The following is a 16217-nucleotide window of genomic DNA, read 5'->3' as shown; positions in this document are numbered from 1 at the left end:
CTCTGTAGTGTGCCTGCTTCCTCAAGCCTATTCTAACAAATTACGACTGGCTGCGTTAGAGGTACCGGGTTTCATATTCCTTTGGTGCCTTGGAGCGCAGCGGAAAGGAATGGTCATAAGTATGGGTAATCAGGGGCGTGGTGTCCAACTTCCCCTGGGCAATGAGCTGCAAGGTCTCCGGACAGTTGCAGCCGTCCACGCCGCCTGTCTTAAAGATCAGGTTTTTCCCGTACATATCGGGCAGGGGCAGCGTCTGGGGGCCGTCATAGAGAGCCACCACAGTGACAATGGCGTTGGGTCGGGCACACTCCCAGGCCATGCGGAAGGTCTCCTCGCTCCCCGCCACTTCCAGCACCACATCGGCACCCCCGTGGTCGCTGTGGGCCACCACAAAGTCGTTCAGCCCGTTGGGCGTTGTGGTCAGCACACCGGGGTGGTGTTGGCGTACAAAGGCCAGTCGGCTCTCGTCCAGGTCGCAGACAATGATGCGTTTGGGATGGTACAGGGCCACACACTGGAGGGTACACAGGCCCGTGGGCCCAGCGCCCAAGATGAGCACCGTGTCCTCTTCCTTGATTTCAGAAATCTGTGCAGCCCAGTAGCCCGTGGCCAGCACATCCCCCACCAATAGAGCCTGTAAGTCGGTAACGGTGTCTGGAATCTTGTCCAAGCCCTGGTCTGCATAGGGCACCCGGACATACTCCGCCTGTCCGCCGTCGATGCGGCACCCCAGGGCCCAGCCGCCATTTTGGTCGGTACAGTTGTTGACCCATCCGTGCTGACAGAAAAAACAGCTTCCGCAAAAGGTCTCCACATTCACCGTCACCCGGTCCCCAGGCTTTACAGTGGTGACCGCGGAGCCCACCTGCTCCACCACCCCCACCATCTCGTGGCCCACGGTGATGCCGGGTACCGCACGGGGTACGCTGCCGTGCTTAATGTGCAGGTCACTGGTGCAGATGCTGGCCAAGGTCACCTTCACAATGGCGTCCCGGTCGTCCAGCAGCACCGGCTTGGGTTTGTCCAGCAGTTCGAATTTCCCCTGTCGGATATAGGTATAGGCCAGCATGGCACTCCCTCTTTTCTTCGGTATTATTTTTATATTGTACCCAATCCCGACACAGAAATCAAGCGCTCCTCCAGTCTATTCTATTCACTTTGACCGGAAACACATTTTTTATTGCAGAGTTTTTATGGATATGTTACAATACACTCAATATGAAGGGAGGACTACCCATGATTTGCACCCTGATGCACAAACGGCTGGCAGTGGCAGCGTTGGAACTGGACGAGGCCACCGGGTCGATTCGACATATCAGCACCGTCTACACACCAGAACACCTCCCGGTGGGCACCTGTACTCCCAGTGGAGAGGTGGACCGGGCCGCCCTGAACCATTGGTGGACAGGCCGCTGCATCCCCGCCACCCGCATCGGGATACGGGAGGCTCTGGAGGCGCTGGGATTGCCCAGCCCGCAGCTGTTGCCCCTGCGTAGCTATGGGCTGAGTCTCTCCGATCACTATTGGATTTGCCCTCAGGACGCCGGGGTCATCTGGGATACCATCAATTTCTACGACAATCCCTTCTCCGACGACGTGGGCAGTGTGCTCTTCGGCCAGCCCAAACCCATCTCTGGGTTTGACTTCTGCTCCCCGGACAATACCACCGACGGGTATCTGAGAAAGTGCTGGAAGATCGTGGACGGCGCCCGCTGTCTCATCAAGGGGGGTAGCGCCCCCTTCCAGCAGCAGCCCTTCAACGAGGTCATCGCCACAGGCATTATGGAGCGTCTGAACATCCCCCACGTCCCGTACCGTCTGCTCTGGAGCAACGGCCAGCCCTACTCGGTGTGTACGGACTTTGTCACCCCAGACACCGAGCTGGTCACCGCCTGGCAGGTGATGCAGACCCAGAAAAAGAGCAACAGCCAGTCGGTGTATCAGCACTTTCTCTCCTGCTGTCAGGCTCTGGGTGTAGACCACGTGGTGCCCGCCCTGGACCAAATGCTGGTGGTAGACTATCTTCTAGCCAATGAGGACCGCCACCTGAACAACTTCGGCCTGCTGCGTAACCCGGAGACTCTGGAATGGCTGGGCATGGCCCCCATCTTTGACAGCGGAACCTCCCTGGGCTATGACCGGACCGCAGAGCGGATTCCCACGGACCACGATGTGGTGTGCAAGCCCTTCAAAAACCACCACGACCAGCAGCTGAAGCTGGTCTCCTCCCTGGACTGGGTGGACTTTGAAGCGTTGTCCGACTTGGATGAGCTGGTTCGGGACACCCTGTCCGGCTCCCTGGCACAAGGCTGCGTGGGCGCTGACCGCATCGAGGCCATCGCAAAGGCGGTCCGTCAGCGGGTCCAGCGGCTTCAACAGGCTGCACAGTCCCAACAGAGCCCCGATCTCTCCTCCACCGCCGACGACGTGGAGCAAAACGTGGCACAGAGCTACCAATAACAACGAATAAGGGCCTCCCACGGCGGGAGGCCCTTCTGTTATGTGTTTCTCAAAAAGACGTATAAATTCTCCTGGGAGTGCTGGGGCGAAAAGCGGTAGTCCAAGTGGTCAAAGGCACTGAGATCCTCCGGGCGCTCCACCCGGTGCTGGGCCATATACCGCACCATCTCTCCCCGGGCCATCTTGCACATGGTACCCTTTTCCACCACTTTGCCCCCCTGCTCTTCTCCGAGCACGCAGGTGATAAACCGGGCGTTGGACGGTACATAGCGGGAAATGCACACACTGTACTCCTTAGAAGCCAGATTGATGACGCAGTCCGTCTCCCCCCACAGGTCCCGGGCCAGATGGTCCCCCCAGAAGGCGTACAGGTCCTTGGCCTGGCCCACTGGGAGTTTGGCCTGCATCTCCAGGCGGTAGGGCGTCACACCGTCAAAGGGGCGCACCAGGCCGTAAAACCCGGAGAGGATACGCAAATGCTCTTCCACGTACTCCAGCTCCTCCTGGGTGAACACGCCAGGAGCCATATACCGATACTGAATCCCCTCATAGCTGAGAATGGCTGGAGTGAGGTTGCGGTGCAAGTCCATGGTTTTGAGCCGTTCCACATTCAGCTGGGCGATCTGGTCGTTGCACTTCCAGAGCTTTTTCAGCTGGTCGTAGGACATGCCTTGGAGCACCTGGCACAGCTGCTGAGTCTGCTCCAGATGGGCGGGCAAGTTGCGCCAGGCCAGACTGTCCGTGTCCTCCCGCATCTTCTTGGCGGGGGAAATGATGATTCGCATGGCCAGTTACACCTCTCCGTCCAGGTAGGCCAAAATCTCGGCGGCGTTGGTGTCTGGCTTCACCTTGGGCATCACCTTCTCAATGACACCCTGAGGGTCGATGACATAGGTGGTGCGCACCACTCCCATACTCACCTTGCCATAGAGCTTCTTCTCCTGCCACACACCGTAGGCCTGGATGGCCTCCAAGTCGGGGTCAGAGAGGAGCACAAAGGGCAGCTCATACTTCTGGGCAAATTTCAGGTGAGAGGCCACGGAGTCCTTACTGACACCGATGACCACCACGTCCCGCTGGTTAAAGCCCTCATAGTTCTGGGCAAACCCGCAGGCCTGCCGGGTGCAGCCGGGGGTGTTGTCTCTGGGATAGAAATACAGCACCACTCGCTTTCCTGCAAACTGGGACAGGCTGACCTCTTGACCCTCCTGATTTTTCAAGGTAAAGTCCGGGGCTTTGGTTCCCACTTCTAACATGACGATTCTCTCCTTTGCATGAGGTGATTTCTGACTTTCATCCTACCACAGGATTTGATCCCACACAACCGCTTTTAGAGTCGCTTGTTGCGGCGTGCCGTCCACCGCACCATCCAAATCACGCCTCCCACGCAGGCAACGACTACCACAATCACCGGGACAAAATACATGGCATACACGGCCAGATAGGGGTTTTGGAAGAAGCCAAACAGTTCCTGCCACCAGGACTGGTCCACCTCTATGCGCAGATTTTCCTCTGGCAAAGTGTCCGAGACGTACTGATAGGTACGGGGCGCCACCTTTTCAAACTCCAGGTTGCTGTCCTGAAGCACTGGCATGTCCTCGTCCAGGTGGAGGTTGATGGTCAGGTTGGAAAAATCCTTCCACAGGGCCGCAGGTCGCAGGTAATACTCCAAGGTGCCCCGCTTGACATTGTAGTCGTAGTCCGGATATCCCCCCAGTCGGTAGGTATAGGAGACCACAACGTCATACTGCTGGCGGGGTTCAAACTCCAAGGCAAAAAGGATGGTGTCCACGGTCTGTCCCTGGCCCACATCGGCGGCTTCCCCGTCCAGCACCACGTACTGCCAGTCCTGGGTGTCGATCTGGGTGACATCCCCCAGCGTATAGCTCTCCACCACAACCGGCGTCTCCTGCCCATCCACCAGGACGGTGACATTCCCCGCCTCCACGTTGGGCGAGAGGAACATGGAAGGGGTGACAACCTGCTGGTCCTTGGTGTTTTCCATGGTATAGGTAGCCACGATCTCCGCCTTGGCCCCTTTCACGGTGATATCCAGCACCTCTGAGGTCACTGCAAGCTCTTGATTTTTCTCAAAGGTGATGGCGGTTCCCACATCTGGATTGGCAGGCGCAGCCATGTTGGCATGGGCCTTTGGGGTAAGCAAGAGTAAGAGAAGCAGGGGACATAGGGCCGCAAGCTTACGTGGAATGACCTTCATACTATCATCTCCATTCCTGTATTCTCTTCCCATCCGAGGCCTTATGGGTTCAAGTTCAGTGTATCAGAGTGGCATGGGTTTAGCAAGATAATTCCACAGAAATCCAGCGTTTTTCCAGCCCCAGGCGCTCTGGCAACCACGGGTCATGAGAAATCAGTAAGAGGCCTCCCCGCCGCTCCTCCAGTCTGACCGCCAGCGCCTCCCGGGCCACTGAGTCCAGGTGGTTCAACGGCTCGTCCAGGAGGAGAAAGGGGGCCTCTTTCAGCAGAGCCCGGGTGAGCAAAATTTTCTTCCGCTCCCCGGGGGACAGATTCTTTCCATCCCCCGCAATGGCATATTCCAAGGGCTTGGCAAAGGCCAGGTCTGCCAAGAGCTGGGCAGCAGCTTCCCGCTTGTGCTCTGGTAAGAACAGATTGTCCCACACGGTCCCCGTGAAGATGACGCTGTCCTGTTCTTGTAGGGCCACACTGCGGCGCAGCCGCTGGAGCGATACCACCGCTCCCCTCTCGTCCAAAATTTCTCCCTGATCTGGCGGATAGATGCCGCCCAGAAGGGACATCAGAGTGGACTTTCCGCACCCGTTTTCCCCCATCAGCTGTATCCTGTCCCCGGTGGACAGGGTCCAATTCACCTGGGAGAGAACGGGCATGTCTTCCGCCGCATAGGAGAAGCTCACGTTGTGCAGCGCCAATGTCTCAGGGGACTGTATTGTCCCTTCGTCCGGCTCCTCCTCCCGGGCCTGATAGAAGTATTCCATCCGAGCGCCGTCACCGCGGACAGCTCCAGTACCTCCGGGTCGGTGTCAAAGGTGACGGTGAACTTGTTTTTATACCGCACCTTATCCGCCATGAGGTTTTTCATCTCCTGGGCCATGGACTGCACCGTCCTGCCCAGCCGTTGAATCTCATAGGAGCCACCGATGGCGATCTCTGCATCCAGGTCTCCGTTTTCCAGCTTCTCCACCGACTTTTGCAGCTCCTCCACCGGGCGTGCAATCTGGGAAGACACCGACTGGTTGACCAGGATGATGAGGATGGCCAGACATACCACACCAATGAGGCCCGCCAGCTGGATAAAGAGCACGTCATCGGAATAGATGCCCACGGGGGCCACCCGGACAATCTTCCACCCGGTGTATCCCACCGTCTTGACGGTGATCACCGAGTCCTGCCCGCTCACCTTTCCGATGTAGTTGCCGTCCTCCTCCCCCACGTAGGCCAAGCTGTCCTCTTCAAAGAGGTCGGAGTACACCAGCTGTTGACGAGGGTGGTAGATCATCTCCCCGTCCTCCCCTACCAGGTAAGCGTAACCGGAGTCCCCGTATCCGGCGTTGTTGAAAATCTGCTCAATGCCGGAAAAGTTGATGTCCAACAGCAGCACGCCCTGGCCCACCTGTCCATTCTCCGTCAGCTCCACCGCCCGGGACAGGGATACCACCCAGCGGTAGCGGCAGTCCGGGTCGTCAAACAGGTTCTGCACATGGGGCAGAGAGAAGTGAAAGTTCTCGATTTTGTCCAGGGCCTCCCGGAACCACGCCTGATCTTTTGCCGTCTGTGCCTCCTTCTCCTTGGCTGCCGGGGCACTGGTCAACACGTTGCCCTCGGGGTCCAGAATGACAATGCTCACCAGCAAATCCTTGTTGGCGTCGTACAGCAGCTCGATCTGCTCCCCAATGTCATCCACTGCCAGGTCATGCTTTTTGATCACCCGGTAGTAGGCCGTCTCGGACACCCGCATCATATTTTTCAGGTACATGTCCAGGTTCAGTCCAATCTGTTCCACCAGGCGGGTGTTGTTCTCCTTCATCATGGTCTCCGCCGAGGAGAAAAAGCCGGTGTACAGCACAATCCCCACCAGTGTCATGGCCACCAGGGTGATGCCGGTAAAGGCCAGAGCGATGGTATACTGGATGTTCTTGCTGCGAAACCCCTCCAGCCAGTGGGTCAGTACCTGCTTAACCCTCCCCATCTTCACTCTTCTCCTTCATATAGCGGTACTTCATGGGGGAGACCCCGTACCGCTTTTTAAACACGTAGCTGAAATAGGCCGGTTCGCTGTACCCCACCTGTTGGGCGATCTCCCCCACCGCGCTGTCCGTGTTGTCCAGCAGCCACGCCGCCTGGGTCAGCCGCACCTGGGTGAGGTAGTTGACAAACCCGCACCCCGTCTCCTGCTTGAACAGAGTAGAAAAGTGGCTGACACTCAAATGCAGATGGGTGCACACCGACTCCAGGGACAGTGCCGGGTTGCTGTAGTGCTTCTGAATGTAGCTCTTAGCCTCCTCCGCCACCAGCTGGGTGGCGTTGTTGCGCTTTTGCGCAATGGAGCGGCTGATCTGCTGGCACAGCTGGATGAGGCGGCTCTCAAAGCCCCAGGGAGAGTTGAGATTTTTTAGTAACGTCAGTTCCACCAACTGCTGGGACAGATCGTCGGTGTCCTCCAGCTCATAGGTCTTGATGACCCGCAGCAGCTCGGTGGCCAGCTCCATCACCGACAGCCGGTACTGGGACACCGGCATTTTCTTGGCCCGCAGCACCGAGAGAAAGTTGCGCACCGTCTCCTCAATCTGGTCATTGTCCTCCAGGCGCATGGCGGCCAGAAGCTCCCGGAAGGAATAGCCCTCCAGAGCGGAGGCCTCGGTGGTCTGGGGCTCAATGTCCCCGATGTACACCACCGGCTCCTCCCCCACCATGGTCTGATAGTCCAAGGCATTTCTGGCCTCCATAGCTGACCGGCGCAGCTGGGACAGGGCGGTGCAAGTGCTGCCAATGCCCACCGCCAGCTCCAGCTGGAGGAATCGCTGGGCGGACAGGCAGATCTGGCGCATCCCGTTGATGAGCTGGAGCATATCCTGCTGCTGCTCGATGGTGGCCAACACCGCCACATAGTCCTGGTAGAGGAAGCAGATCACAGGACAGTACCGGGGCAGCTCCTTCTCCGCCCGCTGCCGCACCATGTGGGGCAGTAGCTCCCGCTCTCGGCTGGCCACCTCTCCCCCGTTGTAGCGGATGAGGGCAATGGTCCACTTCTCCCCGGCGATGCTCAGGCGCATTTCCCGAGCCTTTTCCCGGGCCCACTCCTCCTGGACACTGCTGTCCAACAGCCGTGCCAACAGCTGTTCCCGCATGGCAGGCAAACTCATCTCGTACTGCTCTCTCAGCCGCTTCAAATCGTACTGCTTGGCCAGGTGCTGGTCCAGCTTCTCTCGAATTCGCCCCATGAGAGCGGTAAACTCCCCGAAATTCACAGGCTTTAAGATATACTCGGTCACATTCTCCTGAATGGCCCGTTTGGCGTAGTCAAAGTCGTCATACCCGGTGAGAATCACCAGGCAGATATCAGGAAACATGGTGCGCAGGTTGTGGCACAGCTCCAGCCCGCTCATAAAGGGCATGCGAATGTCGGTGATCACCACGTCGGGCGCCACGGTTTTGGCGGTCTCCCAGGCCTCCTGGCCGTTGGACGCCTCGGCCACCAGCTCAAAGCCGCATCGGTTCCACTCCACTTTCTCCCGCACGCCTTCCCGCACTTCCTCCTCGTCGTCCACCAGCATGACCCGGTAGCGGTACGGAAACTGCACACCACTCTCACCCTTGTCTCTGTCTTGCCACACCACGGTAAACTCCCCCTCTTCCTATGTCCGGCCCATGGGCCGCTCCGCTGTTCCTCCATTGATATTTTACTAAATTAAAGCACATTGCCCACTTTTTTTCAATCTCATTTTCAATTTTTGTGCATCTTGTCTGTCTCCCCACCATATGTGTCCATTTATGTCCTATTTCTCCCATACTGGCGTTTATTGCCTCCCATTACGGGGCAATGGTACTTTTTCCCTCAATTCCTCTTGCAATTTCCGGCTAAATATGCTTTGATAAATTGGATATCACAGTCAGGAACAGGAGGGATATCCCGTGCCAATTTCTCTGGAGACCATGCATTCTGTGGCCGCCATCGGAGCGGGAGGAAAGACCACTGCCCTGGGGCGGTTGGCCGTGGCCCACCGCCAGCGGCGGGTGCTGCTGACCACCACCACCCGCATCCGCCCCTACCCGGACACGGTATGTGATCGACTTCTCATAGACCCCTCCCCCCAGGAGTTGGCCGAGGCATTGGCCCAACCAGGGGTCACCTGTGCCGGATGTACCTCTCAGGAAGGCAAGCTGCGCGCGCTCTCCCCGGAACTTCTGGACCTGGGCTGTGAGGCAGCCCAGCTGGTGCTATACGAGGCCGACGGGGCCAAAATGCTGCCCTTGAAGCTGCACCGCTCCTTTGAACCGGTGATCTTGCCCAATACCGACCTGTGTCTGGTGGTGGCGGGGCTGTCCGCTGTGGACCGCCCGGTGGCCGAGTGCGTCCACTGCTACCAGCTCTGCCCGGACTGGGCGGAACATCCCCAACACACCGTAGACACCCCCGATGTGCTTTTCTGCGTTCAGGACGCCATGGACGCCGGAGGGCTGCCCCTTGATAAGTACCATGTCCTGCTCACCCAGGTGGACACCCCTCGCCGCCAAGAGGTGGCGGCCCAAGTGAAGGATTTTCTCTCCGCCCGTGGGATTTCCTGCACCATTTGCCCATAAAAAATGCCTGTCCAGCCAAAGCTGAACAGGCATTTTTTCATTTATACTTGGGTTGACACCTCTTCAAACAGCACCTCAATGGTGCCGCCGCAGATCATGCCGGAGCGCCCTGCTTCCCCGGAGCGCATGTCATAGGAGACCAACATGGGGTGAGGGTGGTCCAACAAATCCCGCCCCTGGCACACCGCCTGGTATTCCGCCAGGCCACCGCCGATGGTGCCCACGGTGGTGCCGTCAGGACGAATCAACATCCGGGTTCCCACACCCCGAGGGGCAGAGCCGGATTTTTTCACCACCGTGACCATGACGCCCCCGGCCCCGGACCGCAGCGCCTCCCGGAGCTCCCTGGGGAAGACAGAGCCCTGGCCGCACTGGCGGGTGGCAATCCACTCCGCGGCGATGGACACGGCAATCTCCTCGGGGGTCTGGGCCCCGATGTCCAGCCCGATGGGGGCGTGGACCCGCTCCAGCGCCTGGGGGTCCACCCCCTCCCCCTGGAGCAGCTGGAAGATGGCCTGATTTTTTCTCTTACTGCCGATCATGCCCAAATAGGTCAAGGGGTGCTTCACAGCTTGGCGCAGACACGCTGCATCTCCCCCGTGGCCCCGGGTAACGATGACCACGGACAAGTCGGGATGCTCCTCCCAGGGAAAGGTGTGGGACAGGTATTCCTCGAAGGGGGCGCACACGGTGTCCACCCCCGGCTCAAACCGCTGGGGCTGGGCAAACTCCTCCCGGTCGTCCACCACCGTCACCTGGTAACCCAGCATCACCCCCAGTCGGGCCACGGGCACCGACACATGGCCGCCGCCGCAGATGAGCAGGGTCTTTTCCCGGCGCAGGCACTCCACCAGCACCGCCCGCCCCTCCTCATCGGTAGTCTGACAAGGGGGCTGGAAGCCATGGTCCAGCCAGGCAGGGCGCTGCTCCAACTGGACCGCCTGGCCCAGGGTCTCCCCCTCCAGAGAGGTAACCCGCCACACTAAGCCCTTCTCGTCCAGGGCCCGGGCCAGAGCTTGATATCCGTTGTCCACCTGCATCCCTCCTAAATGGTCAGTTGAATAATCTGCTGTGGGTGGATATTCCCCCGCTCCAGCACGGTCTCCATGGCCGCCTGAGTCTCCGGCGGGGCACTCCACGCCAGCCCACACCCGGCGCTGAGGACCTGGGGTACCGGAATCAGCCGTCCCTCCAGGCCCTGCTCCCGGGCCAGTTTCTCGGTTTTCAATGCCTCCGCCGTGGTGTGGAAGGTGATGACCAGGCGAAGCTGGGGTTTTCTCAACATGGGTTTCTCCTTATATGGGTGATAGCCGCCGGGCCAAGTCTGCCACAGCGTCCACGGCTTGGGCCACCTCTTGGGGGGTATTCAGATGGGAGAAGGAAAACCGCACTGCCCCCCGAGCCGAGGTGCCCAGGGCCTCATGGATGAGAGGGGCGCAGTGGGCCCCCGCCCGGGTGCAGATTCCAAACTCCTGGGCCAGCACGTCCGCCACCGCTCCGGCGTCCTCCTCCCCCAGGTTCAAAGACACCACCGCCGTGCGGTGGGGGGCGTCCACATCCCCGTATAGGGTCACGCCGGGGAGGTCCCGCACCCCGTTTACGAAAGTCCGGGCCAATTCCATCTCTTTCCGATACAAGTTTTCCCGGCCCTGTTCTTTGACATAAGTTATCCCGGCCAGCAGCCCCGCCAGGCCGTGGGCATTAAGGGTGCCCGCCTCCAGGCCCTCGGGCAGGTCCTGGGGATGGCGGCGGTCGTAGCTGTGCACGCCGCTGCCCCCCACTACAAAGGGGCGAAGGGTCACATCTGGGGCCACACTCAGCCCGCCCGTGCCCTGGGGGCCCAGCAGTCCCTTGTGGCCGGTAAAGCACACCACGGAAGCCCCCACCGCCTGCTGGTTCACGTCCAGCACTCCCGCAGACTGGGAGGCATCCACCACAAAGGTGAGGCCATGAGCTCGGCAAAAGGCCCCAATGCGTCCCAAATCCAGGGTATTCCCCGTGACATTGGAGGCGTGGGTGCACACCACCCCTCGGGTATTGGGGCGCAGGGCCCGGGTAAAGTCCCCATAGTCGATGTTGCCCGTTTCGTCGGCGGAAAGAATGGTCACCTCCAGCCCCTGCTCCTCCAGACGATACAGGGGGCGCAGTACAGAGTTGTGCTCCAGGGCGGTGGTGATGACGTGGTCCCCCGGGCCGTACAGGCCACAGATGGCGGTGTTCAGCGCCACTGTAGAGTTTGGGGTGAAGCAGACCCGTGCGGGGTCTGTGGCACCCAACAGCTCCGCCACCGCCTCCCGGCAGGCCCACACGGTGCGGGAGGCCGCCAACGTCAGAGGATGGGCTCCCCGTCCTGGGGAGCCCACCGTGTGCATGGCATCCACCACCGCCTGGGCCACACAGGGTGGCTTCAAAAAGGAGGTGGCCGCCGCATCCAGATAGATCATGGGCTCACCCCTCCCCCAGCAGACAACGGGTGAGGCCTCTCTCCTGGGCCAGGTGGAGCAGGGCCTCCAACACGCCCCCGGCAATGGCCCGGGCCTTGTCCGAGACGGTGGTACAGTTCTCCCGCTCCCCCAGTCGGGGGTCAATGTCCGCAATTTTCAGGCCCTTGGTCACCGGGTATCCCGCCCGGATGAGCCCTCGGAGCACGCCGTCAATGGTGGCGGGTACCGGCACGTCCCCCAGCATAGCCAGGGTCTGCCCCGTCTGCACCACGTCGCCGATGGCGGTGCAGGGAACCAGGGCCCCGTCCGCCGGGGCGTGAATGACCCGCTCCTTGTCGTAGCCACCGATCTTCCCCGGCACCCCCGTGTTGGGTTGGGCGGCCCCGGTGTACAGCACCCGGCCCAGACGGTGGCCCCGCATGGTCTCCACCACGGCGTCCACATCCTCCCCAGCCACAAAGCCAGGGCCCAGGGCCACGGTGATGGGGGCCATGTCCCGGGTGGTACCCAGGTTGCGCTTGGCCAGAATGGCGTCCACCAAGGCCACTGGCTGCACCTGAGAAAGGCACGCCCCGGTTTCGTCCACCAGCAGGGGAATCTCACCCTCTACCCACACCGCTTCGGCCTGTTCCGGGGTATCAATGCGGCGACAGGTCACCCCTTCCACCTGAGTGACACCGTCATACACCGCCTCACAGAAGGCCACTGCCCGGCGGATGGCGGTGGGCTGGGCGCACTCCAGCACCAACACCCGTACCCCGCACTGGTGCAGGCGCAGGATGGTCCCGGTGGCCAGGTCTCCCCCGCCCCGGACTACCACCACGCCCCTCATGGGCGGATGACCTTTCCGGCCTTGGCCATGGTCTCGGCAATGACATACATGTTGGTGACACTGCCCACCGCCAGCTTCTCGGTGAGGCCGTAGTGGTTCAGGCAAGTGCCACAGGTGAGGATTTCCGCCCCGACCTCTTCCAGGGTCTTCAGGTCCGCCACCGTCTCCGCCTCCTCCACAGACAGCTTGGCGCCGCCGTTGTAGAGCAGTACGGTGTCCGGGGCCTCATCCAGCTGGGTGAGGGCGTAGACAAAGCCCTTCATCAGAGCCCGGCCCAGCACCTCGTCCCCCGTTCCCATCTGGTCCGAGGACAGCACCACCACGGTGGGGCCCTGGACAGGCACAGTGCAGGGGGGAATGTTCTCCATGAGGTCTGCCACCTCCTGGCTGTCCGGGTCAAAGCCCTGCTCGGCGGCGGTGAGGGTGATGCGCCAGCCCCCCTCCGCCTGCTGAGTGGCGGCATTCAGGCCCATCTGACGGGCCATCTTCTCCACGTTCTGCCGGGCAATGTCGTTGTCTACCAGGGTCACCACGGGAGCGCCGTGCTCCCGCAGGGCGTTGCGAGTCTCAATCACTGGCAAGGGACATGCCTTGCCACGGGCATCCACCAGAACTTCCATATTCATTTCCTCCTCTTGTTTACGGTTCTACAATGATCTCTGCGTCCAACCGGGGCAGAATGGTCCCGATGTCGCCGCAGGGCAAGTCCAGGGTACGCAGTTCCTCCAATAGGGGCTGGGCATCCGCCTCCTCCACCGCCAGCAGCAGGCCCCCCGAGGTCTGGGGGTCAAAGAGCAGTTCCTCCTGGGCAAAGGTGAGCCCGTGGAGCACCGCCCGCTGGGTGGCAAAGTTGCGGTTGCGCTGCCCGGCGGCGGTGAGGTAAAACTCGTCGGCACAGTCCAGGGCCGTGTCCAGCACGGGCAGGGCGTGGGCGAAAATCCGGGCAGACAGGTGGGGGCGCATCATCTCGTGGAGGTGCCCCAACAATCCGAACCCCGTCACATCGGTGGCAGCGTGGACCCGGTACTTGGCCGCCACCTGGGCAGCGTATTTGTTTAAGGTGGTCATGGACTTCACCGCCCCCTGGAAGGCCTGGGGGTCCGCCTGGCCCAGCCGGGCGGCGGTACACAGCAGGCCCACACCCAGGGGCTTGGTGAGGATGAGGTGGTCCCCCACGGTTCCGGTGTTGTTGGCCAGAATCCGCTGGGGGTGGACCACCCCCGTCACAGACAAGCCGTACTTCACCTCCTGGTCGGCGATGGAGTGGCCCCCGGCCAGGGAGCCCCCCGCCTCCAGCACCTTCTCGCTGCCGCCCCGGAGAATCTCGCCCAGGATGTTCAGGTCCATCTCCTCAGGAAAACAGACGATGTTCAGCGCCGTTTTCACTTCGCCCCCCATGGCGTAGATGTCGCTGAGGGCGTTGGTGGCGGCCACCTGCCCGAAAAGGTAGGGGTCGTCCAACATGGGTGGGAAGAAGTCCAGGGTCTGGACAATGGCCAGGTCATCGGTGAGGCGGTACACTGCGGCGTCGTCGCTGGACTGGGCGCCAATGAGCAAATTGGGGTCGGTGGGCCGGGGCAGCTTCTCCAGCACCCGGCTCAGGGCCGCAGGGCCCAGCTTGGCGGTGCATCCACCGCCTCGGCAAAATTGCAGCGGTTGACCCATGAAACACACCTCGTTTCTCGTATTCTCAGCCCAGCACAAACCGATCGCTGTCGGTGATGTCCAGGTCGGTATTATAGAAGGCGGTGAGGGCCTGGACCATATAGGCCGAATCCTTCACCCCCGCCGTCTCATAGGCAGAGTGCATGGCCAGCTGGGGCAGGCCCACATCCACGGTGTGGAGGGACACCTGCTGGGTGGACAGGTTGCCCAAGGTGCTGCCTCCTGCCATGTCGCTGCGGTTGGCGAAGGTCTGTACCGGCACCTGGGCATCCTTGCACAGCTGCATGAAGATGGCGGCGCTGATGCCGTCGGTGGTGTACTTCTGGTTGGCGGAGAACTTCACCACAATACCCTGGTTCATATACACACAGTTCTCCCCGTCCGTCTTCTCCGGGTGGTTGGGGTGGACGGCATGGGCGTTGTCGCAGGACACCATGAAACTCTTGGCCACTGCCCGGAAGTAGTCCTCGGGGGCATGGCCCAGGGCAGCGTGGACCCGCTGGAGCACGTCCCGCAGGAAGGTGGACAGAGCACCCTGCTTGGTGCCGGAGCCCACCTCCTCGTTGTCAAAGCAGCAGCACACGTTGACCCCGTGGGGGTTGTGGCTGTCCACCAGGGCCTTCATAGAGGTATAGGCGCACTGGAGGTCGTCCAGGCGGGGGGAAGAGATGAACTCCTCCTTGGCGCCCCACAGGGAGGGGGCCACCCGGGGGTAGAGGTACAGGTCACAGCCCACAACGTCCTCCGGATTCACCCCCAGCTCCTGGGCAATGAGCTCATAGTAGCTGTTCTCTCCACACTCCCCGGCGGAGAACAGTGGGAGCATGTCCACCTGCTGGTTGTACTTCATGCCGGAATTCACGTCCCGGTTCATGTGGATGGCCACATTGGGGATGAGCAGCAGGTCCCGGTCGATGTTGAGAAGCCGGGTCTCCACCACGTTGCCCTGGCGCACCAGCACCCGGCCAGCCAGAGACAGAGGACGATCCAGCCAGCTGGAGCAGATCATGCCGCCGTACCCCTCGGTGTTCAGCTGTAGATAGCCGCCCTTGCCCTTGAGCTCCGCCTTCTCCTTCACCTTATAGCTGGGAGAGTCGCTGTGGGAGGCGGTAATCTGGAAGTGGTAGTTGTCCAGCTGCTGGCCCACATGGAAGGCAATGATGGACGAGCCGTTGCGGGTGACGTAATACTTGCCCCCCTGTTCCAGGGTCCAGCCATCGCACTCCTTCAGGCGCTGATATCCGGCCTGGTCCAGCATTCGGGAGAGCTGGTGCACGGCGTGGAAGCAGCTGGGGCTGTGTTTGATAAAATCCAACACCTCACGGGATGTCTCTTGATACATGGTTTGGTTCCTCCTAGTGGTTACTTTCCTCCATTATACAGGATTGCGCCGGATTTTCAATCACCGGACGCCAAAAACGCCGGGGCGCAGCACATGGCTGCACTCCGGCGTTGTCTGGATTGGAAGTTACTCGGCCCAGCTGATGGCGGACACGGGGCATCCGTCAATGGCCTCCTGCACCAGGCCCCGGTTGTCCTCCGTGGCCTCCTGATAGGCCTCAGACTTGCCCTCGCCGCTGAGACGGAACACGTCGGGGCAGGTGCCGCAGCACAGGCCGCAGCCGATGCACAGATCCTGATCTACCACTGCTTTCATACATTTCACCTTCCTTGATTAGAATACCACCACCAGGAGCATCTTGAACTGCTCCTGGCCATACACGGCGTGGGGGTGCCCGGCGGGCATCACAATGGATTCCCCCTCATGGAGCAGATAGTCCACCCCGTCGATGGTGATCTTCCCCACCCCGTCCAGGCAGGTGACAAAGGCGTCTCCCCCGGACTGGTGGGTGCTGATCTCCTCTCCCTTGTCAAAGGAAAAGAGGGTGATGCTCACGGCATCGTTCTGGGCCAGAGTTTTGCTAACCACCTGGCCCTGCTGATAGGTAACCTGGTCTTTTAAGACCAACACCTCGGATTTGCTGATGTTTTTCATTTTTACGTCCACTGGAAGGGAC

Annotated in this window: 18 protein-coding genes; 2 read left to right on the top strand and 16 right to left on the bottom strand. The window is 60.6% G+C overall.

What is annotated here, in order from left to right:
• Positions 1–55: 55 nt before the first annotated feature.
• Positions 56–1069 carry an alcohol dehydrogenase gene (locus tag B5F98_RS09685; protein WP_087371950.1) on the bottom strand — a complete coding sequence of 338 codons (1014 nt, stop codon included), beginning with the start codon at positions 1067–1069 and terminating at the stop codon, positions 56–58.
• A 167-nt stretch (positions 1070–1236) separates the two neighbouring features.
• On the opposite strand from B5F98_RS09685, the gene B5F98_RS09680 reads away from it, so the two are divergent.
• Positions 1237–2460: a HipA domain-containing protein gene (locus B5F98_RS09680; protein ID WP_242961646.1), complete on the top strand. Its 1224-nt coding sequence runs from the start codon at positions 1237–1239 to the stop codon at positions 2458–2460.
• Between the two features lie 38 nt (positions 2461–2498).
• On the opposite strand, the gene yaaA is transcribed toward B5F98_RS09680, so the two are convergent.
• The 6 genes from yaaA to B5F98_RS09650 all read right to left on the bottom strand — a co-directional run bounded on the left by yaaA (position 2499) and on the right by B5F98_RS09650 (position 8258).
• Positions 2499–3245: a peroxide stress protein YaaA gene (gene yaaA / locus B5F98_RS09675; RefSeq protein WP_087371947.1), complete on the bottom strand. Its 747-nt coding sequence runs from the start codon at positions 3243–3245 to the stop codon at positions 2499–2501.
• A gap of 6 nt (positions 3246–3251) precedes the next feature.
• Positions 3252–3716 (bottom strand): thioredoxin-dependent thiol peroxidase, encoded by a 465-nt coding sequence (gene bcp, locus B5F98_RS09670; protein ID WP_087371944.1) that lies wholly within the window; start codon positions 3714–3716, stop codon positions 3252–3254.
• A gap of 74 nt (positions 3717–3790) precedes the next feature.
• Positions 3791–4678: a hypothetical protein gene (locus B5F98_RS09665; RefSeq protein WP_087371941.1), complete on the bottom strand. Its 888-nt coding sequence runs from the start codon at positions 4676–4678 to the stop codon at positions 3791–3793.
• A 79-nt stretch (positions 4679–4757) separates the two neighbouring features.
• A complete protein-coding gene (locus tag B5F98_RS09660; protein ID WP_087371938.1) occupies positions 4758–5435 on the bottom strand; it encodes an ABC transporter ATP-binding protein in 678 nt (225 codons plus the stop codon).
• On the bottom strand, positions 5351–6646 hold the full coding sequence (locus tag B5F98_RS09655; protein ID WP_087371935.1) for a cache domain-containing protein: 1296 nt from the start codon (positions 6644–6646) through the stop codon (positions 5351–5353). The genes B5F98_RS09660 and B5F98_RS09655 overlap by 85 nt, the downstream gene beginning before the upstream one ends.
• The gene (locus tag B5F98_RS09650; RefSeq protein ID WP_143482779.1) at positions 6633–8258 is read right to left on the bottom strand and encodes a response regulator; all 1626 of its coding nucleotides are present in this window, start codon (positions 8256–8258) and stop codon (positions 6633–6635) included. The genes B5F98_RS09655 and B5F98_RS09650 overlap by 14 nt, the downstream gene beginning before the upstream one ends.
• 331 nt (positions 8259–8589) lie before the next feature.
• Here B5F98_RS09650 and yqeC point away from each other — a divergent pair, with 331 nt between their 5' ends.
• Positions 8590–9258: a selenium cofactor biosynthesis protein YqeC gene (gene yqeC, locus B5F98_RS09645; protein ID WP_087371928.1), complete on the top strand. Its 669-nt coding sequence runs from the start codon at positions 8590–8592 to the stop codon at positions 9256–9258.
• A 41-nt stretch (positions 9259–9299) separates the two neighbouring features.
• Here the strand turns inward: yqeC and B5F98_RS09640 are convergent, their stop codons facing one another.
• From B5F98_RS09640 to B5F98_RS09600, 9 genes are all read right to left on the bottom strand, one after another.
• Entirely contained in the window at positions 9300–10292 is a 993-nt protein-coding gene (locus B5F98_RS09640; RefSeq protein ID WP_158099832.1) for an XdhC/CoxI family protein, read from the bottom strand.
• 11 nt (positions 10293–10303) lie between these two features.
• Entirely contained in the window at positions 10304–10543 is a 240-nt protein-coding gene (locus tag B5F98_RS09635; RefSeq protein WP_343219402.1) for a DUF3343 domain-containing protein, read from the bottom strand.
• Positions 10544–10553: 10 nt separating this feature from the next.
• Positions 10554–11702 carry an aminotransferase class V-fold PLP-dependent enzyme gene (locus B5F98_RS09630; RefSeq protein ID WP_087371919.1) on the bottom strand — a complete coding sequence of 383 codons (1149 nt, stop codon included), beginning with the start codon at positions 11700–11702 and terminating at the stop codon, positions 10554–10556.
• Between the two features lie 4 nt (positions 11703–11706).
• A complete protein-coding gene (gene yqeB, locus B5F98_RS09625) occupies positions 11707–12534 on the bottom strand; it encodes a selenium-dependent molybdenum cofactor biosynthesis protein YqeB (RefSeq protein WP_087371916.1) in 828 nt (275 codons plus the stop codon).
• A complete protein-coding gene (yedF, locus tag B5F98_RS09620) occupies positions 12531–13154 on the bottom strand; it encodes a sulfurtransferase-like selenium metabolism protein YedF (RefSeq protein WP_087371913.1) in 624 nt (207 codons plus the stop codon). Before yedF ends, yqeB begins: the two co-directional genes overlap by 4 nt.
• Before the next feature lie 19 nt (positions 13155–13173).
• A complete protein-coding gene (gene selD / locus B5F98_RS09615) occupies positions 13174–14199 on the bottom strand; it encodes a selenide, water dikinase SelD (RefSeq protein ID WP_087371910.1) in 1026 nt (341 codons plus the stop codon).
• A 25-nt stretch (positions 14200–14224) separates the two neighbouring features.
• Positions 14225–15541, bottom strand: a complete 1317-nt coding sequence (locus B5F98_RS09610; protein WP_087371906.1) for a M18 family aminopeptidase — start codon at positions 15539–15541, stop codon at positions 14225–14227.
• Positions 15542–15667: 126 nt separating this feature from the next.
• Positions 15668–15856, bottom strand: a complete 189-nt coding sequence (locus B5F98_RS09605; protein ID WP_087371903.1) for a ferredoxin — start codon at positions 15854–15856, stop codon at positions 15668–15670.
• Positions 15857–15874: 18 nt separating this feature from the next.
• Positions 15875–16207 carry a cupin domain-containing protein gene (locus B5F98_RS09600; RefSeq protein ID WP_087371899.1) on the bottom strand — a complete coding sequence of 111 codons (333 nt, stop codon included), beginning with the start codon at positions 16205–16207 and terminating at the stop codon, positions 15875–15877.
• Positions 16208–16217 lie beyond the last annotated feature (10 nt).

This window comes from Pseudoflavonifractor sp. An44, from assembly GCF_002161675.1.
Lineage (GTDB): Bacteria > Bacillota > Clostridia > Oscillospirales > Oscillospiraceae > Enterenecus > Enterenecus faecium.
Note: the sequence above shows the minus strand (reverse complement) of the source record. Positions and strands in the feature narration are given on the sequence as shown.